Source organism: Comamonas sp. wu1-DMT (assembly GCF_040187805.1).
In the GTDB taxonomy this organism is placed as follows: Bacteria; Pseudomonadota; Gammaproteobacteria; order Burkholderiales; family Burkholderiaceae_C; genus Comamonas; species Comamonas thiooxydans.
This window is the reverse complement of record NZ_JBANEM010000005.1, coordinates 215813-236881: the sequence shown is the minus strand read 5'-3', so window position 1 is coordinate 236881 and position 21069 is coordinate 215813. Positions and strand designations below refer to the sequence as shown.

The 21069-nt window shown below is 59.2% G+C and carries 19 protein-coding genes, 2 pseudogenes and 2 riboswitches; of the genes and pseudogenes, 15 read left to right on the top strand and 6 right to left on the bottom strand.

The window, feature by feature from the left end; translation table 11 throughout:
* The first annotated feature begins 31 nt into the window (after window positions 1-31).
* Both V8Z78_RS10255 and V8Z78_RS10250 read left to right on the top strand, forming a co-directional pair.
* Window positions 32-565 (top strand): DUF2938 domain-containing protein, encoded by a 534-nt coding sequence (locus tag V8Z78_RS10255; RefSeq protein WP_223305730.1) that lies wholly within the window; start codon window positions 32-34, stop codon window positions 563-565.
* A 156-nt stretch (window positions 566-721) separates the two neighbouring features.
* A pseudogene (locus V8Z78_RS10250) lies at window positions 722-889 on the top strand (integrase core domain-containing protein); the annotation flags it as partial.
* 32 nt (window positions 890-921) lie between these two features.
* Here V8Z78_RS10250 and V8Z78_RS10245 read toward each other — a convergent pair.
* Window positions 922-1788: a hypothetical protein gene (locus V8Z78_RS10245; protein ID WP_034362322.1), complete on the bottom strand. Its 867-nt coding sequence runs from the start codon at window positions 1786-1788 to the stop codon at window positions 922-924.
* A 771-nt stretch (window positions 1789-2559) separates the two neighbouring features.
* On the opposite strand from V8Z78_RS10245, the pseudogene V8Z78_RS10240 reads away from it, so the two are divergent.
* From V8Z78_RS10240 to V8Z78_RS10220, 5 genes and pseudogenes are all read left to right on the top strand, one after another.
* Window positions 2560-2796: pseudogene (locus V8Z78_RS10240) on the top strand (IS5/IS1182 family transposase); the annotation flags it as partial.
* Between the two features lie 136 nt (window positions 2797-2932).
* Window positions 2933-3337 (top strand): group III truncated hemoglobin, encoded by a 405-nt coding sequence (locus V8Z78_RS10235; RefSeq protein WP_003066669.1) that lies wholly within the window; start codon window positions 2933-2935, stop codon window positions 3335-3337.
* Window positions 3330-4595 (top strand): NnrS family protein, encoded by a 1266-nt coding sequence (locus V8Z78_RS10230; RefSeq protein WP_349731315.1) that lies wholly within the window; start codon window positions 3330-3332, stop codon window positions 4593-4595. Before V8Z78_RS10235 ends, V8Z78_RS10230 begins: the two co-directional genes overlap by 8 nt.
* Window positions 4596-4608: 13 nt before the next feature.
* On the top strand, window positions 4609-5070 hold the full coding sequence (locus V8Z78_RS10225) for an RrF2 family transcriptional regulator (RefSeq protein ID WP_349731314.1): 462 nt from the start codon (window positions 4609-4611) through the stop codon (window positions 5068-5070).
* Window positions 5067-5507: a CopD family copper resistance protein gene (locus V8Z78_RS10220; protein ID WP_003066676.1), complete on the top strand. Its 441-nt coding sequence runs from the start codon at window positions 5067-5069 to the stop codon at window positions 5505-5507. Before V8Z78_RS10225 ends, V8Z78_RS10220 begins: the two co-directional genes overlap by 4 nt.
* Window positions 5508-5588: 81 nt before the next feature.
* On the opposite strand, the gene V8Z78_RS10215 is transcribed toward V8Z78_RS10220, so the two are convergent.
* The 4 genes from V8Z78_RS10215 to V8Z78_RS10200 form a co-directional block, all read right to left on the bottom strand.
* Window positions 5589-6314 (bottom strand): FAD-dependent oxidoreductase, encoded by a 726-nt coding sequence (locus V8Z78_RS10215; RefSeq protein WP_046462207.1) that lies wholly within the window; start codon window positions 6312-6314, stop codon window positions 5589-5591.
* Between the two features lie 409 nt (window positions 6315-6723).
* Window positions 6724-7347 carry a sugar O-acetyltransferase gene (locus V8Z78_RS10210; protein WP_003066680.1) on the bottom strand — a complete coding sequence of 208 codons (624 nt, stop codon included), beginning with the start codon at window positions 7345-7347 and terminating at the stop codon, window positions 6724-6726.
* Between the two features lie 383 nt (window positions 7348-7730).
* Window positions 7731-8435, bottom strand: a complete 705-nt coding sequence (locus V8Z78_RS10205; protein ID WP_349731313.1) for a hypothetical protein — start codon at window positions 8433-8435, stop codon at window positions 7731-7733.
* Window positions 8436-8784: 349 nt separating this feature from the next.
* Window positions 8785-9819, bottom strand: coding sequence for a fimbrial protein (locus tag V8Z78_RS10200; RefSeq protein ID WP_349731312.1), 1035 nt, complete (start codon window positions 9817-9819; stop codon window positions 8785-8787).
* A gap of 530 nt (window positions 9820-10349) precedes the next feature.
* A riboswitch (glycine riboswitch) is annotated at window positions 10350-10442 on the top strand.
* A 13-nt stretch (window positions 10443-10455) separates the two neighbouring features.
* A riboswitch (glycine riboswitch) is annotated at window positions 10456-10575 on the top strand.
* A gap of 52 nt (window positions 10576-10627) precedes the next feature.
* Between V8Z78_RS10200 and V8Z78_RS10195 the strand changes: the two genes are divergently transcribed.
* Both V8Z78_RS10195 and mnmC read left to right on the top strand, forming a co-directional pair.
* Window positions 10628-11293, top strand: a complete 666-nt coding sequence (locus tag V8Z78_RS10195; RefSeq protein ID WP_003069687.1) for a trimeric intracellular cation channel family protein — start codon at window positions 10628-10630, stop codon at window positions 11291-11293.
* Between the two features lie 143 nt (window positions 11294-11436).
* On the top strand, window positions 11437-13404 hold the full coding sequence (mnmC, locus tag V8Z78_RS10190) for a bifunctional tRNA (5-methylaminomethyl-2-thiouridine)(34)-methyltransferase MnmC2/FAD-dependent 5-carboxymethylaminomethyl-2-thiouridine(34) oxidoreductase MnmC1 (RefSeq protein ID WP_502878838.1): 1968 nt from the start codon (window positions 11437-11439) through the stop codon (window positions 13402-13404).
* An 80-nt stretch (window positions 13405-13484) separates the two neighbouring features.
* Here the strand turns inward: mnmC and V8Z78_RS10185 are convergent, their stop codons facing one another.
* Window positions 13485-14804, bottom strand: a complete 1320-nt coding sequence (locus tag V8Z78_RS10185; protein ID WP_349731311.1) for a hemolysin family protein — start codon at window positions 14802-14804, stop codon at window positions 13485-13487.
* Window positions 14805-15088: 284 nt separating this feature from the next.
* Between V8Z78_RS10185 and V8Z78_RS10180 the strand changes: the two genes are divergently transcribed.
* The 6 genes from V8Z78_RS10180 (at window position 15089) to fdxA (ending at window position 21059) form a co-directional block, all read left to right on the top strand.
* Window positions 15089-16873 carry a nitrite/sulfite reductase gene (locus V8Z78_RS10180; protein ID WP_349731310.1) on the top strand — a complete coding sequence of 595 codons (1785 nt, stop codon included), beginning with the start codon at window positions 15089-15091 and terminating at the stop codon, window positions 16871-16873.
* A gap of 24 nt (window positions 16874-16897) precedes the next feature.
* The gene (locus V8Z78_RS10175; RefSeq protein WP_003069695.1) at window positions 16898-17284 is read left to right on the top strand and encodes a DUF934 domain-containing protein; all 387 of its coding nucleotides are present in this window, start codon (window positions 16898-16900) and stop codon (window positions 17282-17284) included.
* Window positions 17281-17928: a phosphoadenosine phosphosulfate reductase domain-containing protein gene (locus V8Z78_RS10170; protein WP_314354195.1), complete on the top strand. Its 648-nt coding sequence runs from the start codon at window positions 17281-17283 to the stop codon at window positions 17926-17928. Before V8Z78_RS10175 ends, V8Z78_RS10170 begins: the two co-directional genes overlap by 4 nt.
* Window positions 17929-18116: 188 nt before the next feature.
* Entirely contained in the window at window positions 18117-19049 is a 933-nt protein-coding gene (gene cysD / locus V8Z78_RS10165; protein WP_279091655.1) for a sulfate adenylyltransferase subunit CysD, read from the top strand.
* A gap of 161 nt (window positions 19050-19210) precedes the next feature.
* A complete protein-coding gene (locus V8Z78_RS10160; RefSeq protein WP_279091656.1) occupies window positions 19211-20584 on the top strand; it encodes a sulfate adenylyltransferase subunit 1 in 1374 nt (457 codons plus the stop codon).
* 145 nt (window positions 20585-20729) lie between these two features.
* Entirely contained in the window at window positions 20730-21059 is a 330-nt protein-coding gene (gene fdxA, locus V8Z78_RS10155) for a ferredoxin FdxA (protein WP_003053491.1), read from the top strand.
* Window positions 21060-21069 lie beyond the last annotated feature (10 nt).

The following is a 21069-nucleotide window of genomic DNA, read 5'->3' as shown; positions in this document are numbered from 1 at the left end:
CCTTGCGCTCAAGTGCACTTGAGCTTTTACAGTGTTTCACATCACTGTAAATCACCAGAAGCAATACGAAAAAATGACTAAGCTTACAAACGGTTGGATGCTGATTTTTGGTCTCGGCGTTGGCGCAACATTACTGATGGACTTGTGGTCTGCCGTGCTCCGTCGCATGGGAATAGCCACCTTGAACTACGCAATGCTTGGGCGCTGGTGCCTTCACTGGCGCAGTGGTATCTGGTTTCACAAGTCAATCAAAGAGGCTCAACCAATGGGCGGCGAAAATGTCGTTGGCTGGACGCTGCACTATCTGACAGGAATTGCTTTCGCGCAGGTGTTTGTGCTCGTTACAGGGCGCCAGTGGATAGAAGTGCCCGCCTTGGCTCCAGCGCTGATTTTTGGTGCGGCGACAGTGCTTTTCCCGTGGACCGTCTTGCAACCAGCGCTAGGGGCTGGATTCGCAAGCGCGAAAACACCTCGTCCATGGCTCAGTCGCGTAGTGAGTCTGGCGACGCATCTGGTTTTTGGAGCCAGCTTATACCTTTGCGCCAGAGCCTTCACGGCACTTTAACGACTGCTCCCGGCCGAAAGGCGCCTGCCAGGGAGCGACCTCGGTAGCCAGGGATGATCATCCTCAGTCAATCCTTGATCGAAGCTGTCGGTGCACTGATAGCGAGCATTTGGTACAGATGATCAATGTTGCCGACTCACCCATTTCAATCGAACCTGCAGAACGGAGGTGCTCGACTACTATGTCTTTGAATCGTTGCAGGAAGTGCGCTCGATGACCGAGGGCTGGCTGCATCGCTACAACCACCCTCGCCCACATGAATCGCCAGGCCGGATTCCTCCGGTTGCGTATCGTGTCAAACGTTTCCCCAACCTCTGCTTTTAGGTGGCGCAGGAAAACGCGGAGACTTCACTGACCTACCGGGGCGCCGCCTTGATCGCCGTATTCAAGGTAGTCCACAGCTCCTTGGTGACGGGCACCATGTCCTGCCTGAAGTACCACCAGAAGTGACCGCCCACGTAATTCGGAGTAGTGATCTTCATCGTGTAATAGCGGGTCAGGTACTCGGCCTTCTTGGTTTTGCGTGAGGTACCCACCTCCCCGAACCCGATCTTGGAATTGGGGAACATCACGCGCAGCTTGTCGAACACCTGCTGCCAGTTGGGCTTGAGTCCATTGCAGTCATCCTCATAGTAGGAAATCCAGACGTAATCCAGACCCTGCTTCATGTAGGCAGGGACATTGGTCTCGGCCCACTTGAACATTTCATTGGAGGATTGAGACCAGCAGCCCTGGTTGTAGTAGAGCGTGATCGCGGCCGTCTTGTTCTGTGCCTTCACGATGTTGTAGGCATTGGTCATCTTCGCCACCACATCGGCATTGGCCCCCAGCCATTCGCCGTTGACCTCGTTGGCTACTTCCCAGATATCCACTACATCCGACAACGCATTGAGGTATTGATTAGTCCGTTGGATGTATGCATCCACGCTGTACTGCTTGACGTAGTACGAGTCCAATATCTCACCCATCACATAGGAAACCTTGGAGATTTCCACTGCTGGCTTGCGGTAATAGTCCGGGTTCACGAACTCATCGAAGACGATACGCGTGGTAGGCCGGTAGGCCAGAGACGACAGGCTGCGCGTGATGTCGCCAAGCCTACTCACATCATCCACGGTGACACCGTAGATGGGAGTCGGGACTATGCGGCCCGAGGGTACGTTGGTCTGAGCAGATACTACGGAGCACAGGGAGGCAATGCAGAATGGGATAAACGCTTTCATGCGGTATCCCCCAATGAAGGGTTCAATGAGTTTTTTCACTTGGATCAATATGAATCGAGGCATGGCAAGGGTAGGATGTGACTGGCTCCAGCTGGTAGCACCAGCTCAGACCGCCCCTCAGTTGACTCTCGATAATTAGCTAAACGGGCGACTTTAGTGCATGAAATTTGGCTAACAGTGGCTAAATGAAACGAAATGCGCTCCATGAGCCAATGCACATATCGAGCTCACAGCCCTCGGCCCTTGTTGGCGCGCTCAATGCTTTGCGGCAGCTACCAGTCAATGAGTTGATTGCCAGAGTTGATGTGCCAGCCTGGGTAACGTGGGTGAGCCCTCAACATGAAGCGTTACGTGTGTTGCCTACGATATGGGTCGTTTACAAAAATGAGCGCATCGAGAAAATTGTCATCTTGCGGTTGCCAGTCGGATGATATGAACGGTGCTTTAGTGGCCACTTGCCCTTCACTTCACAGTCCGCTTTTGGCCAAGAGTTCCATTTCACTCATGCACCAATAACAGCACTGGATGACTTGCCGTTCACATCGAGTGCCTGCTCCGGGGACTCATGTAGACCCCACGCTCCCGGCCAAGAGCAGTCGGTCAGAGATTTTTCCAAGCCGACCGCCCCTCAATACTTCAAGCTCACCAGCTGACCTACAGGGGAAGCTGAATTCAAACGCAATCAAACCGCTTCCAAAAGAGCCTTCTTCAGTCGCAAAGTACTAATTAACCGACCTTTGGGTACTTATGCCAGAAGGGAAGGAAACGGGTGCTTACCGCAATGCGGCTATCGCCGCCTGCAGGCGCTTCGGGCACAAACGATGCAAGAGCCAGGGTGGGTATCACCGATGCAGCCTGGTGGAGACCAAGAGCCACTGCATCAAGCGACTCGGTGAACAAGTGATGTCACGTTCGCTCGAGCGGCAGGCCAAAGAGCTTCATATCCGGGCCGCTCTTTTCAATCAGTTCACTGAGCTGGGCCGCCCGCAAACGGTGGCTGTGGCATAGCCACGCCCGGGGTCAGGGGTAGTCTGGCCCGGTGCTGATTTATGCAACAACACCACGCACCTAGAGACATGTCCAGCTATAAGATACATAATTAATGAATCTTATGTGCGGCAACGACAGCGAAAGGAATTGTGCAATGAGGATTCATGAGCTTTGCACTGAAGAGGAAGTCGTCAGCTTGGTGCACTCCTTCTATGCGCGAATACGCCAGGACGAGGTGCTCGGCCCCATCTTCGATGCACGTATAGCGGACTGGGACCATCATCTGACCAAACTGGTGGATTTCTGGTCGGCCATTTTGCGACGCACAGCACGCTTTTCAGGAGCCCCTATGCCCAAGCATGCTGCGCTACCAGGTCTAAGCCAAGAGCTGTTTGAGCGCTGGCTGGGCCTGTTCGAGATCACGCTGGCCGAGCAACCCAACCGCGCCATGGCCGATCAAGCGTGGCAGGCGGCGCGCCGTATTGCACAGAGCCTGTGGTCGGGCTACCAGATGAGCCGTGATCCCAAGGCACTACCGGCGGTGGTGAGCCATGTCTGAGCTGCTGCAGATCGAGGAGCCGATGAGGTCTGCGCCCCAACCCAAGCCTCCTGCGCCCCAGTGGAAAGCCTTACTGGAGCTTGGCTTCAGGCCCTTGTACATGGCCGGTTGTCTGTGGGCGGCGGTGTCGGTCGCGCTGTGGGTGTTCGCGCCACAGTGGCTTGCGGGGCGTTTGGGCGGCGTGCTGTGGCATGCGCACGAGATGTTGTGGGCCTTTGTGGCGACGATTGCCGTGGGCTTTCTGCTCACGGCGGCTAGTAACTGGACTGGAAGCAACCCTATTCAGGGCCGGGCGCTGGGTGGGTTGTGCGTACTGTGGCTGCTGGCGCGCGTGGGTTTCCTGGTGGTGGGTGATACAGCTTTTGCTTTTGCCGTAGTGTGTGAACTGCTGTTTTTTGCCGCCGCTGCCATAGTGCTGGGCCGGGTGATCTATGCAGCACGCAGCCGACGCAATTACGGCCTGCCGCTGCTGGTGTCAGGCCTGGGCGTGGCCGATGCACTCTTTCTGCTCTCGGTATGGCAAGGCAGCGACTACGCAACGCTGATGCACTACCTCTATGCAGGGCTGCTGTGCATGGCTGTGATTGCACTACTGGTGGCGCGGCGCGTTATTCCATTCTTCGCTATGCGGGCGGTGACGGATCTGCAGATTCCCATGCATATGGCCAGCGGGCAGTGGCAACTCTGGGCTGGCGGGCTTGGCATTGTCTGCCTGTTGCTGGGCTGGGTGCCTGGTATGGTGACCGCATTGGCTGTCACGGGACTCATCACCCTATGGCAGGTGTTGGCCTGGAAACCCTGGGCTGTGCGTCAGGTGCCGTTGCTGTGGATTCTGTATCTGGGTCATGCGGCCTTGGGCACGGGCCTGCTGGTGGCAGCGCTCCAGGCGAGCAGCTGGGTACTGCGCCTGGCCTGGCCGGTCCATGTGATCGGCGTGGCCGGCTTTGCGGTGCTGATAATCGGCATGGTGACACGTACGGCTTTGGGCCATCTGGGGCGACCATTGCGCGCCGATCGGAGCATCGTGGTCATGTATGTGCTGGTGCTCGCCGCCGCTTTGCTGCGCCTGCTGGCACTTCTGCCTGCGGGGCTCCCTCAAGCCGCGCTGCATGCCTCGGCGCTTGCATGGGTGCTGGCCTTTGCTTTTTACCTTTGGCGATTTGTGCCCTTGCTGATTCGGCCGCGCCTGCCACCTGCTGGACTCTCAGCGGCTCAGCCCTCAGGACATGTCGTCCGCAAGTCCAGAAAATCTGTTTGAACGAGATCACTCAATGCGTCTAACCCTGATGACCGACTATGCGCTGCGGTTGCTCATGCATGTGGCCCAGCGGCCAGAGCGCCTGTGCACGATTTCCGAGGTTGCGCAGGCTTATAGCATTTCCGAGGCAAATTTGATGAAAGTGACGCATCAACTGGCCCTGCAGGGTTGGATAGAAACGGTACGTGGCAAGGGAGGCGGCATGCGCCTCGCCCGTGAACCTAAGCAGATCCATATCGGTACAGTGATACGGGGACTAGAGTCCGACTTCACGCTGGTGGAATGCTTTGGCAACGACAACCGGTGCACGCTGACCGGCGACTGCCGCCTCGCTGGCATGTTGCAAGGAGCTTTGCACAGCTTCATGGCGCATCTAGATGGCTTCACTCTTGCAGACCTGATACCACCAACCTCTGTCAACGCAGTGCCGTTGATTCCTGCCATACGACTGTCAAGAGAGAAGGCCCAGACATGAGCTATGGCCTGCTGATCACACTACACCTGCTGGCCGCCGTGGCGTTTGCAGGCACAGTGTTCTTCGAAGTCGTGCTGCTGGCCAACGTGCACAGCCGAGTGCCGCAGCAGCACATGCTCCCCGTGGAGCAGGCGCTGGGGACACGCGCCACCGCCGTCATGCCCTGGGTGTTGCTAGTGCTGTATTCTGCGGGAGCAGGCTTGGCCTGGCAGCACCGCTCGGTACTGGCGCACCCATTGGCCAGCAGCACAGGCATGCTGATGGTGCTCAAGATTGCGCTGGCGCTTAGCGTGCTTGCGCACTTCGCCAGCGCCATGTGGTGGCGCCGCCAAGGACAACTTAATGGACGACGCTCGCACCGATTGCACCTGAGCGTGTTCTGCCATGTGCTGGTCATTGTCTTGCTGGCCAAGGCCATGTTCTATCTGCACTGGTAAGAGCCATGCGAGGTATGCCAAGCGGCTGCATCCAAATGCGTCATGGCAGACTTTCCCCTTGATCAGGGTGAGTCTGCCAATTCAATATCCAAAGAACTCCTCACTACGCACATCGTCCTCATCAATACCGGCTGATAACAGCAACTGCTGCATTGCCGCAACCATGGAAGGTGGACCAGCAACATAAAAGATCGGATCAGCCAAGCCCACAATGGCCTGCTGGAGCCACGCTCTATCGATCGTTTGTGTATCACCACTCCAATCCACGGCAGAGTGCGCCATATCCGTCATGGTTGCCTTGAGCCGGAATTTGGGATTCTTCTTTTCGAGAGCTTGAAGCTCAGAGAGAAACGCCGAATCTTCTGGACGACGATTGGAATACAGCAGAAGCAAATCCTGCTGTGACTGCTGCATTGCAGCGTTTCTCAGCATGCTCATGAACGGCGTCACGCCAATCCCACCGGCGATGAGCACACCCGCTCGCGCCGTGTTTTTGTGCAAGGTAAGCGAACCAAATGGTCCATCGATATCCAACTCAGCACCTACGGGTAGCGCTGCCAAAGCGCGTTTGTAAACACTGTCCCTCATCCGCGTGGCAAACACCAATTCACTCTCGTGTGGCGCGCTGACAATGGAGAATGCGTGACATCGCTCCTCTTTGCTCTCCCCAGGGACCGCGCCCGGCAGCTGGATTTCAAACGCCTGTCCAGGGCGGAAATCAAACCCCGCCGGTTTGGCGAGATGGAATGCCATCGTACCCTGTGCAACCTCTTCGCGTTCGAGGATTTTGCTGTGCTCTATGCCCATGATTCACTCCTTCGCAATCAATGGATCTACACATTGGATGTGTCCAATGGAGCGAATATTCCCGTCAATCGATACCCACCGTGAGAAACGGGTCGAATTGGGCGTTCTCATTGAGTCGACCACCTCAGCCTGTTATGGCAGCGTTCGGCCAGAAGCAGCCCCGTTCAGCACGAGGCCGCGAACGGGGGGGTCTAGGCTGGCTACAGACGCAGAGATGTGGCAAGTCTGCGACCGCTACCTCAGATACCAGACGTTGACCTGCTACCTGGCCAGACGTCCGCTGTGCGCCTCAAACCGAAAACTGGCTGGACGCAGTGCACAAGACAATTGAACGACAGCTCTCGTGAACTGCGAACTGATGCTGCCGACCCAGTGCAGTCGTTCCGAGGGTTTCATCGAACTACTGAATCTATAAGTTAGACAAGCCATTCGACATGAATTGAGGCTTAAATCCAGTTTTGTCCTGTTCGGAAATCAGGCGGATGACTTTGCATGGGACTCCGGCAGCGATGACACCTGACGGAATATCTGATGTCACAACACTGCCGGAGCCAATGATCGAACCATCTCCAATCGCTACCCCGGGATTGATGTGCACGCCTGCTCCAACCCAGACTCGATTGCCAATCTTTACGGGCTTTGCGAAGCATCCACCTGCGGCGCGCTCCATGGGGTCAATTGCGTGATTAGACGTATAGATACCGACTCGCGGCGCAAGGAGCACATCGTCACCGATGTATATGCCACCGCCATCAAGCATGATGCAATCGAAGTTGGCATAGAAATTGTCGCCAATGTGGATATTCCGTCCGAACTCACAACGGAAGGTGGGCTCGAAGTGTACGTTTCGACCTAGATGCCCTAGCAGAGACCTGAGGATCGCCTCCCGCTCACTAGCTGGTTTCGAGAAGGAGTTGTTGTACTCATTGGTCAGCAGCACCGCACTCTGCCTCGCCGCCACTAATTCAGGCGAGAGGTCGTTATACATTTGCCCAGAACAAATATGAGCAAGTTGCGTTTCGAGCTTTGACATTGGGTGCGACTAGTTTTTTAGGAAGGCGATAACCATAGCGCATCGCTGACACTCCTACGGCAACTCCTGGCCACAAGCAACCGTCTCAGAGCCACTCACTCAATGCGGCAATTTGTCCGGATCTACCTCTCAAGTGAGGCATCCGCTTGTTTGTATTAGTCGCGCGAATTGGTAGCTGCCAGATCGGAGTATTTGCACAGCATCTGTATCGGGAAGATAGGGCAATTCGATTCGTACACGATCTTGCTGCCATACCGCGATAGGTACACAGGGAAAAGTGGGCAACCACGGTAGAAAATGCACCGCAGGTTTGGATGAATCACGTGCGATACCCGCCCCAAGCGCCCTGCATCGCAGCGAAGACAATGCCCCGCTCAAGTAGTTCACCGCGTCTTCAGCAAAGGCATCAATGCAGGAGTGATTGCCTGCGCCTGCTCCGAGGTCAGCGGGTCGTACGAGACAACAATATAGGCGCCCTCCTCCAGCACATCCGCACGGGCGACGTGGTCGCCGAGTATGCCTACCACCTGCTCTGGCGTGAGTCCGAAGTAGTTGTTGCACTGTTCTCTGGCCCAGTAGTTCACCTGCCTGATGTGAAGGCACTCTTGTCTGCGTGGACCGGCCTGAGCCCGGGCATGCATACGTTCTTCATCGCTGGATTTCCAGAATTCATCTTCCTCTTCGGCCAGCACATCCATGTCCTCCACCGCAGCGAAGAATGCACCAAAGCTGCGTATATAGAGGGGGATCACCTGGTCGAAGACATACTTCAGGTCGGCTCCATTTTTTGCAGAATCAAATTCGACAGTCATGTAGTCTTCAAGGCATGGAGCCACCTCTGAATGTCGCCGATACCTCCGGCTTAGAAGTCCAATTTCAAGGCGACTGACCTCCTCGTGAAGTCGATAGCTCACTTCATTGACAGGCCAATCCGATCGGTCTTCAAATGTGATGACATCCACATCTGCCAGCCCCCAAGGTGCAGGAAGCAAAGACAAGCTCTTGCATAGCTTTGCGTAGATTTCAGAAGGACTTTCGTCGAAGTCGAATACTCTGCAAACTCTGACAACGTTGGACGTATTTTTCATTTTCTCCGCTGCCGGACATTCATTCCGCTCGGACAGACCGAGTGGATTCCGAAATTCAATCTAAGCTTGTCCGCTGCGATTTTTACTCTGGCATCTGCAGGCAAGTGCCAAGCGGCATACACACCGTTTTGGTGCAGCGCAGACTTGCGGCACTTAAGGCCCTGGCCGCTTTGGCTCTGAATAAATGGAAGGCCGGATGCGCAAACCTGCTCTCTTCCAAGAGAAAGTTGCGGGGAGCCTGTATCCCGCCACCTGGTCTCTCTCATTAGAGAAAAGTGGCTTTCCTGCGGGGGACAGCACCCCGTCTCAACCGCAAACCTTCGGTTTGGTGGTCAGTGCCAGCCGCTCTTTATTTGTAGCTGATGACAAAGGTGGCATCGGCATTCGCGCTGCCGGGCGTCGGCTCCTGCACGAGCGACGTCCAGGTATAGCGGGCCTTCAGTTTGATATTCACCGGCTCATTACCAAATTCGCCAACCATCCACTGATTGACCTCCCCCGATTCGGGCCCGAAGCTCACGAGCTCTTCATTTTCTCGTTGAATCTCGATACCTACGTTTTTGGCCACCGAATCCTCAGAAAGGGACAGAGTCGTTGATCGATTCGCCGGGTTCTGCGCATCCGAAAATACAACAAACATTCTGGTACTTGTCCCGATATCGCCCCCTGCGCATGCAAGGCTCAGGCTGAAATCCTTCCACGGCCCTTTTCCGTTATCCATCAGGTCGGAGGCACTGATGCTATCGAGAGATACCGGAACCAATGGGGTATTGAGCTTGCATGTCGGCACTCTAGGCTCAACCGAGATGCCGCTTCCTGATACCGAGATTCTTCTAAATGTTTGTTGCAAGTCGACATATCTGGACTCACCAATCAGTCCTCTAATATATCCCCCTGCTGTGATGGGCCCTGTCTTCACCAACTCCACGACAAAGTCTTCTGCTGCCGCGAGAAAATAGTTAGTACGGTCGTCATATCGCGATTGAGGCCACCAACTATTTATATTGATGCCGCCCCTGATTCGGATCCCCACGCCAGCGATGGAAGTCTTGAAGGTTTCAAAGCCATCCGGCTGGCTACTGGTCGCGACGGAGTAAAGAGTTCGGCCGATTTTCCTGTTGCACTTGACGAACCCGTCGGGGCCTGAGGCACTGACGGACTTCGAGTAAATAACTGTTCCCGGCGGAACCGAGGGATCAAAAGACCCTGTCTCCCACGGCTCCAGCCACCAGTCAACCGTCGAAACTGTCTGACCGCCTTCCAGCTTGATAGTGCAGGCGTCTTGAGCCTGTGCTGTCATCGATGCAGCCACAAGAGACGAAGTGCACAAGAATCGCAAAATGACTGGCATCAATTTGCGTTTTCGAAATCGTTGATTTGCCATTGAAATTCCACAAATACCTTTTCTGAGCATGGTATTTGTGGTTCATATGGCGATTTCTAGGATTTTTCTTAAAAGCTTGGCGTGAGCCGGCTCTCACCGAGTTTTGAACTTCTCCCCACTCAGGCTTGCAATCAGGTCGGCTTCAGGCTGACCTGAGTCACTCACAGCCCCATACCGAAGCGGCAGCAATCGCCAACACCAGTTGCTGCACGCCGCCTGTCCTTAACAGCTGTTTTACGCTCCACACAAGCTGTTCGAATTGCATGACCGCCACGTACCGGCTCAAAGGGCCGCTTCTGCGTGCCGCGACAGGTTCGTGTCGTCCCTAAGCAGTCTGTCAACGCCTGAAGAATGAGCGAGCTCTTCGAGAGCACCGCTTGTTATTGCAGACGGCTTCACAGACGAAAACGCGGGCTTGCGCGAGCCATGGCGGGGTCGGACCGGCCTTGCGCACCCTGCGCCGGCGGCCGCAGAAGCACACCAATACAGGTATTAACCCGAATAAAGTCGCTGAAACTGGCTAAAATCGCGCCCATCCCGCGGGAGAGCGGAGCCTTTAGAGGGTTCCCGCCGAAGGCGCAAACTCCCATAATCGCTCAGGCAATAAGTACCGCAGGTGGGTCTGACAAGACCCGGATATCGCCAACTGGAGAGCAGCCCGCAACCACAAGTCTGCAGGGCTCACCGAAGGGGCAAGCATGTCCACCGCGAAGGTGCTCATGCGCAACTCTCAGGTAAAAGGACAGCGGGAGAGGCAAGCCGGACACTCCCGCCGATGTGAGTGGCTGGTCTATTTTCAAGTGCCTTCATGCTTCCTTCCGTCTCTTTGCTGGACTCGTTCCAGGCCTCCAACTTCACCGTCATGCTGGTCATCTATCTGGTGGCCATTACCGCCGAAGCCATGTCCGGCGCACTCGCCGCAGGCCGGCGCAATATGGATATCTTCGGCGTCGTCGTCATCGCCTTTGTCACTGCCCTGGGCGGCGGCACCATCCGCGACATGGTGCTGGGCCACTACCCCATCGGCTGGACCCAGCACCCTGAGTATGTGTATCTGGTCATCAGCTTCGGTCTGCTGACCACCGTGATTGCACGCCATATGCACAGGCTCAAGCAGGTGTTTCTGCTGCTGGACGCCATGGGTCTGATCGCCTTTTCGCTGATCGGCTGCAATACCGCGCTGGAGCTGGGCTACCCCACCATCGTCATCATCATGGCCGGCATGATTACCGGCATCAGCGGCGGCATCTTGCGCGATGTGCTCTGCAACCAGGTCCCCGTGGTGTTCCGCCGCGAGCTGTATGCCAGCGTGTCGCTGTCCGTATGCCTGATGTTCCTGGGCCTGCGCTATCTGGATGTCAGCCCCAATATCAGCACCATCGTGTGTTTTGCCGGCGGTCTGGCCTTCCGTCTGGCCGCCATTCGTTTCAAATGGCGCCTGCCGGTTTTTTCGTACCAGCAGCGCTGGGAATAAGATCGAGCTCCCCCTGTGGCGCTGCGCGCCTTTCCCCTCTCTTGCTACGCAGGAGGGGGACGCAGCCATCGCGGCGGGGCGGCCCTTGCCTGGCTGCTCTGACCTAGACTGCGCCATGCATTACTCATGTAGTTTCACTTTCCATGTCTGAACCGATCACATGGATGCCGGATGGCACCCCCTACAGCTCCAGATTCGGCGATCGCTATCACAGCGAGTTCGGCGGCCTCGACCAGGCCCGCCAGGTTTTTCTCGGTGGCTGCAACCTGCCAGCAGCCTGGGCCGATGCAGCGCAGTGGCGCATCCTGGAGACCGGCTTTGGCTTCGGCCTGAATTTCCTGGTCACCTGGGCGGCATGGAAGGCCGATCCCAGACGCCCGCGCATTCTGCATTTTGTCTCGGTGGAGGCCTACCCTGTCTCGCGCGAGGATCTGCTCGCGTTTTTGCCGGCCGATGAGGTACTGCGCGCGCTTGGCGAACAACTGGCCGAGCAATGGTGGGGACTGCTGCCGGGCGTGCATCGCCTTTCCTTTGATGACGGCCAGGTGCTGCTGACGCTCTATATAGGCGATGCCAGGACCATGCTGCGCAAGCAGCAGATGACGGCGGACAGCGTGTATCTGGATGGCTTCTCTCCCCAGCTCAACCCCGAGATGTGGGATGAAGATGCCATGAAGAACATTGCCCGCCATTGCCGCCGGGGCACGCAGCTTGCCACCTGGTGCGTGGCCGGCCATGTGCGCCTGGCGCTCAAGGCTCAGGGTTTTGAAGTCAAGAAGCGCGCTGGCGTGCCGCCCAAGCGCCATAACCTGCATGCAGCCTACAACCCGGCCTGGGAGCCACGCCATCGCCCTGACGGCCTGCCTGCGCCCGTGGGCCAGGCCGGCCGCTGCCTGGTGCTGGGTGCAGGCCTGGCTGGTGCCGCCGCTGCCGCCAGCCTGGCAAGACGCGGCTGGGAAGTGACGATGCTGGATGCGGCGGCCGAGCCTGCGGCAGGAGCATCAGGCTTGCCAGCCGGCTTGTTTTGCCCGCATATTTCGCCCGATGACAGTGTTCTATCGCGCCTGTCCAGAAGCGGCGTACGCACAACGCTACAAAATCTGCAGCAACTGAGCCAAGCGCAAAAGTTGCATCCAGCCCAGGACTGGGCCCATGGCGGCGTGCTGGAGCATGACCTGAACGAGCCCTCCCATCTGCCCAGGTCATGGCTGCAACCCGGCAGCGAGAACAGCCCCTGGGGCCTGCACTGGAGTGCGCCTGCGCTGCCGGCTCAGCTGGCTGCGGCACAGCTGCCTGCAGACAGCCACGCCGTATGGCATGAGCAGGCTGGCTGGGTACGCCCCGCACAACTGGTGCGCGCGCTGCTGCAAGCCCCCGGGATTCATTGGCAGGGCCATGCCCGAGCTTCGAGCCTGGTGCGCGATGAAGTGCGCAATATCTGGCAGGTGCTGGATGCGCAGGGCCAGACCCTGGCCGAAGCCCCCATGCTGGTGCTGGCCCTTGGCCCGGACACCAAGCCCTTGTTGCAAGCCAGCGGCCTGGCAGCAGGAGAATGGGAGCTGCAAGCCATACGCGGCCAGGTCAGCGTGGCCGAGCATGATGCAGGGACGCTGGCGGCCATGCCGCCCTTCCCCGTCAACGGTCATGGCAATCTGGTGCCGGACTTCCCCTCGGCCGACCGGGCCGGCGCGCACCAGTGGATCATGGGATCGACCTTCGAGCGCGATGTGACCGAGCTGCCGCCCACGGCTGCCGACCAGCAGGCCGCCCATGCCAGCAATGGCGAAAAGCTGGCCGCTTTGCTGCCGGGCTGCAGGCAGGCGCTGCGTTCCTTCTTCGATGCTGACCAGCGCCCTGCCACCTGGGCGCGCCTGCGTTGCGCGGCCTATGACCGTCTGCCGCTGGCAGGCCCTGCCGGGCAGTCGGCAGCCGATCTACCGGGCCTGTGGGTGCTGACGGGGCTGGGCTCACGCGGGCTGACGCTGTCCATGCTTTGCGGCGAGCTGCTGGCGGCACGCCTGCATGGCGAGCCGCTGCCGCTGGATGCCAGGCTGGCTCAGGCCCTGGGTACGCAGCGCCTGTGGAGCCGCTCTCTGCAGCAGCCCAGGTAGGCCACTCGCAAAAAAAGCACGCAGCGCTTACGGAGAAGTAAGTGCTGCGTGCCGTTTCGGCCCTGATTCTGAAGCCGGGTTTATTCGCTGCTTAACGATGCCACGGTGACCAGGGGCTCCAGTCTGGTCGCCAGTACCTTGTCCAGCGTCTTGCCGTCCATGTCCACGACTTCAAAGCGCCAGTCTTCCCACTCCACCACGTCGGCCTCGGTGGGCACGCGGCCCAGCAGCAGCATGATCATGCCGCTCAAGGTGTGATAGCGGCCGCGCTCTTCCTCGGGCACGGTATGCAGGCTCAGGCGGTCCTTGAGTTCGGGCACGGGAATATGGCCGTCCAGCAGCCAGCTGCCGTCTTCGCGCTGCACGGCCCAGCTGGTTTCGGGATCACGCGGCTGGAATTCGCCGGTAATCGCCTCGATCAGGTCCTGCAGCGTGACAATGCCCTGCACCTCGCCGTACTCGTCGATCACAAAGGCCATATGCAGATCGGAGGTGCGGAAGTTGTCCAGCAACTCCATGCCGGTAATGGTCTCGGGCACATAGAGGGCAGCCTGCAGAGGCTGGTCCTTGAGCGCCTGCCTGCCCTTGTTGAGCAAGGCCTGCGTCAGCCACTGGCGGGCATTGAGCACGCCCACGATATTGTTCATATCGCCGCGCACGACGGGGAAGCGCGCATGGTCGGCCTGTTCGACACGGGTCAGAGTCTCTTCCAGGCTCTCGTCGATATCGAGGCAGATGACATCGCTGCGCGGCACCATCAGCGAGCCGATCTGGCGATCGTCCAGACGGAACACATTGCGCACCATGGTGTGCTCCTGCGACTCGATCACGCCGGCCGTGTGGCCTTCCACCAAAATGGCCTGGATTTCCTCTTCGGTCACCACGCTGCCATTGCTCTCCTTGACGCCCAGGACCTTGAGCAGGCCGCGCGTCGATGCCGACAGCAACCAGACAAAGGGTTTGGTGGCCAGGGCCAGGAAGTTGATGGGACGCGAGATCAGGCGCGCCAGGGCCTCGGGATGGGTCTGACCCAGGCGCTTGGGAACCAGCTCGCCCACGACGATGGAGAAGTAGGTGATCAGCACCACCACCAGGCCGGTGGAGAGGTAGTCGGCATATTTCTGGGTCATGCCCATGGTGATCAGCCAGTTCTCCAGCGGGCCGGCCAGAGCCGCCTCGCCGACGATGCCGTTGAGCACGCCGATGGAGGTGATACCGATCTGGATGGTGGAGAGGAAACGCGTCGGATCCTCTCCCAATTTGATAGCAGCTGCCGCGCCGCTGTCGCCCTCATCCACCAGTTTCTGCATGCGGGTCTTGCGGGCGGTGACCAGCGCAATTTCCGACATGGCGAAGACGCCGTTCAGACAGATGAGAGCGAAAAGTATGGCTATTTCCATAGTCAGGCACCCGCTTTCAATCCAGGCGCCTCAATCATTGAACAAGCCTTGATTCTAGAGAATGCCCGGCGCAGGGCCGCTCACAAAATGCAAGCGCGCAGAAAGGAAATTGGTTCAAGCGCTCCGTACGGGCGTTCTGGCAGCTCTTCACATATTCATTCAGATATATATGAAGCACTAAATAATCGTTTGTTTTTATATAAAGCCTCTCTACAGTTCAGTCCAACGATCCAAGTGCAATGCCACCCGAGGCAAGGCATCCGCTCCACGGAAGAACTGAAGACATGTATCAATACACCGATTTCGACAAAGCGTTCGTCAAGCAACGCGCCGACCAGTTCCGTGACCAGCTCCAACGCTGGCAGGCAGGCAAGCTCACGGAAGACGACTTCCGCCCGCTGCGCCTGCAAAACGGCTGGTATGTGCAGCGCTATGCCCCCATGCTGCGCGTGGCCGTGCCCTACGGCGAAATCAACTCGGCCCAGATCCGCGTGCTGGCCAAAGTGGCCCGCGAGTACGACGAGCCCGAGGCCGAAGTCTTCAAACAGGCCCTGGAAGGCCAGGGCAAGCTGGGCACGACCTATCTGCCCAAGAACTGCGCCCACTTCACCACCCGCACCAATGTGCAGTTCAACTGGATTCCGCTGAGCAAGTCCGCCGATGTGATGGATCTGCTGGCATCCGTGAACCTGCACGGCATCCAGACCAGCGGCAACTGCATCCGCAACACCACCACCGATGCGCTGGCCGGTATCGCACCCGACGAGATCATCGACCCCCGTCCCTACGCTGAAATTCTGCGTCAGTGGACCACGCTGCACCCCGAGTTCGCGTTTCTGCCACGCAAGTTCAAGATCGCCATCACCGGCGCCAGCGAAGACCGCGCCGCCACGGGCTGGCATGACGTGGGCCTGCACCTGGTCAAGAACGAAGCCGGCGAGATCGGCTTCAAGGTCTTCGTGGGCGGCGGCATGGGCCGCACGCCCGTGATCGGCACCGTGATCCGCGAGTTCCTGCCCTGGAACCAGATCATGAATTACATCGAGGCCATCGTCCGCGTCTACAACGAGCTGGGCCGCCGCGACAACAAGTACAAGGCCCGTATCAAGATTCTGGTCAAGGCCGAAGGCCAGGCCTATATCGATGCCGTGGAAGAGGAATTCCGCCAGATCGTCGAAGTGGACGGCGGCCCTCACACCGTGCCCCAGGCCGAGTTCGATCGCGTGTCTGCCATGTTCACCACGCCCGCTCTGCCCGTGGTGGCCGATGCCGCAGGCGATGAGCAGGCCCTGATTGCCCAGACTGCCAAGGAACCCGCCTTTGCACGCTGGATTGCCCGCAACGTCCACGCCCACCGCGTGGCCGGTCTGCGCGCCGTGACCCTGTCCTTCAAGCGTGTGGGCCAGGCCCCCGGCGATGCACAAAGCGAACAGCTCGACGCACTGGCTCATCTGGTGGACAAGTTCTCTGCCGGCGAAGCCCGCGTGACGCACGACCAGAACGTGATGCTGCCCTGGGTGCAGGTCGGCCAGCTGCATGCGCTGTGGACCGAGGCCAAGGCCCTGGGTCTGGCCAGCACCAATGTGGCGCTGCTCACCGACATGATCGCCTGCCCCGGCGGCGACTTCTGCGCGCTGGCCAATGCCCGCAGCCTGCCGATTGCCGACGCCATCACGGCCCGCTACCAGGATCTGGACGAGCTGGACGACATCGGCGAGATCGATCTGCATATCAGCGGTTGCATCAACAGCTGCGGCCACCACCACAGCGGCCATATCGGCATTCTGGGCGTGGATAAGGACGGCAAGGAGTGGTATCAGGTCACGCTGGGCGGCTCCGACGGCTCGACCCTGTCCGGCCAGGCCGTGGCCGGCAAGGTCATCGGCCCCTCGTTCAGCGCAGCCGAAGTGCCCGATGTGATCGAAGCCGTGCTCAGCACCTATCGCGACCTGCGCCAGCCCGGCGAGCACTTCATCGACGCCGTGCGCCGCATCGGCCTGGACCCCTTCAAGGAAGCCGGCAAGGCAGCCCGCCACCCTGTGGAAGCCGAAGAAGAAGCGCTGGCCTGAAGCCATAAGAACAAGGATAGAGTCATGAAAATTCTGGCAAGCAACGAATACCAGGCCCCCAGCGAGAGCACCGGCAATGTGCTGGTGCTGGCCAACGATGTGAACGCCCTTGAGGTGAATCTGGACGGTATCACGCAGGTGGACCTGTACTTCCCCAACTTCACCGACGGCCGCGCCTTCAGCCAGGCCTATCTGCTGCGCCGTCGTCTGAAGTTTGCGGGCGACATCCGTGCCACCGGCGATGTGCTGATCGACCAGCTGGTTCAAATGGAGCGCACGGGCTTCAGCAGCGCCGTGCTGCGCGAAGGCGTGGACGCCGCCGATGCGCAGCGCCAGTTCGAGCGCTTTGGCGGTTTCTACCAGGCCGATGCCGTGCACACACAGCCCCATTTCGTAGAGGTGCAAGCATGAGCCAGCTCGCCCCCGTAAGCACCCTCGACCTGGATCTGGCACCAATCAATGCCGAGCTGGGCCGCGACGCCCAGGCGCTGGTGAACTGGGCCGTGGGCCTGGGTCAGCCCACCATAGTCACGACCAACTTCCGCCCCTTCGAGGCGGTGATCCTGCACATGGTGACGCGCGCCAACCCCGACGTGCCCGTGGTCTGGATGGACAACGGCTACAACACCGAAGCCACCTATCAGTTTGCCGATGCGGTGACCAAGCAGCTTGGGCTCAACCTCAAGATCTACCTGCCGCTGCGCTCACGCGCCCACCGCGAGGCCGTGGAAGGCGCCACGCCGGCGCTGGACGATCCGCGCCATGCGGCCTTCACCGAAGAAGTGAAGCTGGAGCCTTTTGCCCGCGCCCTGCGCGAAACCGCACCCAAGGTCTGGTTCACCGCCCTGCGCGCCACCGACACCGCCGTGCGAGCACAGATGGAGCCCGTGAGCATCAATCCCGACGGTCTGATCAAGGTTGCGCCTCTGCTGCACTGGTCGTCCAAGGAGCTGTACGAGTACTGCGAAAAGCACGGCCTGCCCAACAACTTTGACTATGTGGACCCGACCAAGGGTGAAGACAACCGCGAATGCGGACTTCATATATCTCACTGACCCCCTGAGCCGCTTTGCGGCTTCCCCCTTTCTCGCTGTGCGGAAGGGGGACGACAGCATCGCGGCGGGGCGGCCCTTGCTCGCTGCCTCTTGTTCAGGTTGCGCCAGCTTTTAGGTCTTGCTTAATAAAAAGATAGCTGCTAGCCAAATATCCATAAGCGCTACAGCATTATTTGATTGGATAAAAAATGAACGCTCGTGTGGATACTTCCGTGTTGAGCCATCTCAGCAACCGCCACCTGGATGCACTGGAAGAAGAAACCATTTTCATCCTGCGCGAAGTGGCCGCGACTTTTGAACGCCCCACCCTGCTGTTTTCGGGCGGCAAGGATTCGCTGGTCATGCTGCGCTGCGCCGAAAAGGCCTTTGGCGCTGGCCGCATTCCCTATCCCTTGCTGATGATCGACACCGGCCACAACTTCCCCGAAGTGACCGATTTCCGCGACCAGCGAGCCAAGGAACTGGGCGCCGAGCTGATCGTGCGCAGCGTGGAAGACTCCATGGCGCGCGGCACCGTGCGTCTGGCACACCCCGGCGAATCGCGCAATGTGCACCAGTCGGTGACGCTGCTGGAGGCGATTGACGAGTTCCGCTTCGATGCCCTGATCGGCGGCGCGCGCCGCGACGAGGAAAAGGCCCGCGCCAAGGAGCGTATCTTCAGCCACCGCGACAGCTTCGGCCAGTGGCAGCCCAAGGCCCAGCGCCCCGAGCTGTGGACGCTGTTCAACACCCGCATTGCACAGGGCGAGCATTTCCGCGTCTTCCCCATCAGCAACTGGACCGAGCTGGATGTGTGGCAGTACATCGCCCGTGAAAACATAGCCCTGCCATCGATCTACTACACCCACAAGCGCGATGTCGTGGAGCGCAAGGGCCTGCTGGTGCCCGTGACCGAACTGACCCCGCCGCGTGACGGCGAGGAAGTCGTGCAGCGCGATGTGCGCTTCCGTACCGTGGGCGACATCACCTGCACCTGCCCTGTGGAAAGCACGGCAGCAACGGCCGCAGACATCGTGATCGAGACTCTGGCCGCCGAGGTCAGCGAACGTGGCGCGACGCGCATGGACGACAAGACCAGCGAAGCGTCCATGGAAAAGCGCAAGAAAGACGGTTACTTCTAACGCTCCCCCTGTGGCGCTATCGCGCCTTCCCCCTCTCTCATCAGGCTTCGCCTTCGGGAGGGGGACGACACCAGCGCGGCGGGACGGCCCTTGCGCGGTGTCCGGGGTTGGGCCATGCCTGTTCAAGGATCACGCCCAGGCTTGATCGAAGAAAGAATGCGATGACTGAAACTATTAATTCCGTAGCTGCTAGCGCAAATCCATCAAGCGCTTCAGGCCAATTTGATGCACATAACAGCAGCGCGCTGCGCTTTATCACCTGCGGCTCGGTCGATGACGGCAAGAGCACGCTGATCGGTCGTCTGCTGGTGGACACCCGCGCCGTGCTGCAGGATCAGCTGGCCGGCGTCACCAAGTCCGGCGAGACGGACCTGGCCCTGCTGACCGACGGCCTGGCCGCCGAGCGCGAGCAAGGCATCACGATCGATGTGGCCTACCGCTACTTCGCCACCGAGTCGCGCAAGTTCATCATCGGCGACGCTCCCGGTCACGAGCAGTACACACGCAATATGGTGACGGCAGCATCGAGTGCCGATGCCGCCGTGGTGCTGGTCGATGCCACCAAGCTGGACTGGAAGAATGCCGATCTGGAGCTGCTGCCCCAGACCCGCCGCCACAGCCTGCTGGCCCATCTGCTGCGCGTGAATTCGCTGGTGTTTGCCGTCAACAAGCTCGATGCCGTGGAAGACCCGGCCCTGGCCTTTGCCCATATCAGCGCGGCGCTGCAGAAGTTCACTGCCTCCGCAGACATCAAGATCACGGCCACCGTGCCCGTGTCCGCGCTCAAGGGCTACAACGTGGTCAACAGCACTGACGGCTGGGCCGGCTACCACGGCCCCAGCCTGCTCCAACTGCTGGAACAACTGCCCAACACGCCGACCGACAGCGATCTGGCGCTGGCCTTCCCCGTGCAGTGGGTGGAGAAGTTCTCTTCTTCGTCCGACACCAGCCAGGGCCGCCGCGTGTTCTGGGGCCGTGTCGCCACCGGCGTGGCCCAAGTCGGTGCCCAGGTGCAGATTCTGCCCAGCGGCCAGCTCGCGACCGTGGCCCAGGTCATCGACCACGCCCGCGCGCCCAAGGAAGTGGCGGCAGGCCTGTCCGCCGGCATCACGCTGGACCGCGAGGTCGATGTCTCGCGCGGCGACTGGATCATTGCCGCCCCCGTGCAAGCCGAAGTGGCCGAGGATGATTTTGATGCCCCTGCTGCTGCAAGCCCCTGGCCCAGCAGCCGCGAGATCACTGCCACCGTGGCCTGGATGGACACCGAACCCCTGGTGCCCGGTCGCGTTTACTGGGCGCTGCATGGCCATCGCTGGGTCAAGGCCAAGGCGCGCCGCTTGGTGCACCGCCTCAATATCAATACACTGGACAAGGAAGACGCCCAGCAGCTTGAGGCCAATGCCATCGGCCAGGTGGAGCTGGTGCTGCAGGAAGCCATCCCGGCCGCCCCCTTCACCCAAGCTCGCCAGCTGGGCTCGCTGATTCTGGTGGACACTGCCAGCAATGCGACAGCCGGTGCTGCGCTGGTGAACTGAAGCTAATGAAGACAGGGCCGCAACGGCGATCTGGCCGTCAAACCAGATCTCCATACGGCCTTATCCAGCCAGGCACTGGCGCTGCGCGGGAAAAAACCTAAAATCACGGGGTTTTACCAATCCCCACCCAAGAAGAAGATTCTCAATGACTCACGTCGTTACCGAAAACTGCATCAAGTGCAAGTACACCGATTGCGTGGACGTTTGCCCCGTGGACTGCTTCCGTGAAGGGCCCAACTTTCTGGTGATCGATCCCGATGAATGCATTGACTGCGCCGTCTGCATTCCCGAGTGCCCGGCCAATGCCATCTTTGCCGAAGAAGATGTGCCTGCCGATCAACTGGCCTTCATCAAGCTGAACGTGGATCTGTCCCAGCTCAAGAGCTGGAAGAGCATCACCAAGCGCAAGGCTTCGCTGCCCGACGCCGACGAGTGGAATGGCAAGCCGAACAAAGTGGATTTGCTGGAGCGCTAAGCCGGTCAGT

Bases quoted from the DNA above. Each gene is read 5' to 3' on its own strand.
- fdxA (WP_003053491.1), top strand. From the start codon at position 20,730: ATGACTCACGTCGTTACCGAAAACTGCATCAAGTGCAAGTACACCGAT.
- V8Z78_RS10180 (WP_349731310.1), top strand. From the start codon at position 15,089: ATGTATCAATACACCGATTTCGACAAAGCGTTCGTCAAGCAACGCGCC.
- V8Z78_RS10175 (WP_003069695.1), top strand. From the start codon at position 16,898: ATGAAAATTCTGGCAAGCAACGAATACCAGGCCCCCAGCGAGAGCACC.
- mnmC (WP_502878838.1), top strand. From the start codon at position 11,437: ATGTCTGAACCGATCACATGGATGCCGGATGGCACCCCCTACAGCTCC.
- V8Z78_RS10205 (WP_349731313.1), bottom strand. From the start codon at position 8,435: ATGAAAAATACGTCCAACGTTGTCAGAGTTTGCAGAGTATTCGACTTC.
- V8Z78_RS10185 (WP_349731311.1), bottom strand. From the start codon at position 14,804: ATGGAAATAGCCATACTTTTCGCTCTCATCTGTCTGAACGGCGTCTTC.
- V8Z78_RS10245 (WP_034362322.1), bottom strand. From the start codon at position 1,788: ATGAAAGCGTTTATCCCATTCTGCATTGCCTCCCTGTGCTCCGTAGTA.
- V8Z78_RS10200 (WP_349731312.1), bottom strand. From the start codon at position 9,819: ATGGCAAATCAACGATTTCGAAAACGCAAATTGATGCCAGTCATTTTG.
- V8Z78_RS10235 (WP_003066669.1), top strand. From the start codon at position 2,933: ATGAGGATTCATGAGCTTTGCACTGAAGAGGAAGTCGTCAGCTTGGTG.
- V8Z78_RS10230 (WP_349731315.1), top strand. From the start codon at position 3,330: ATGTCTGAGCTGCTGCAGATCGAGGAGCCGATGAGGTCTGCGCCCCAA.
- V8Z78_RS10210 (WP_003066680.1), bottom strand. From the start codon at position 7,347: ATGTCAAAGCTCGAAACGCAACTTGCTCATATTTGTTCTGGGCAAATG.
- V8Z78_RS10160 (WP_279091656.1), top strand. From the start codon at position 19,211: ATGACTGAAACTATTAATTCCGTAGCTGCTAGCGCAAATCCATCAAGC.
- V8Z78_RS10215 (WP_046462207.1), bottom strand. From the start codon at position 6,314: ATGGGCATAGAGCACAGCAAAATCCTCGAACGCGAAGAGGTTGCACAG.
- V8Z78_RS10225 (WP_349731314.1), top strand. From the start codon at position 4,609: ATGCGTCTAACCCTGATGACCGACTATGCGCTGCGGTTGCTCATGCAT.
- cysD (WP_279091655.1), top strand. From the start codon at position 18,117: ATGAACGCTCGTGTGGATACTTCCGTGTTGAGCCATCTCAGCAACCGC.
- V8Z78_RS10170 (WP_314354195.1), top strand. From the start codon at position 17,281: ATGAGCCAGCTCGCCCCCGTAAGCACCCTCGACCTGGATCTGGCACCA.
- V8Z78_RS10195 (WP_003069687.1), top strand. From the start codon at position 10,628: ATGCTTCCTTCCGTCTCTTTGCTGGACTCGTTCCAGGCCTCCAACTTC.
- V8Z78_RS10220 (WP_003066676.1), top strand. From the start codon at position 5,067: ATGAGCTATGGCCTGCTGATCACACTACACCTGCTGGCCGCCGTGGCG.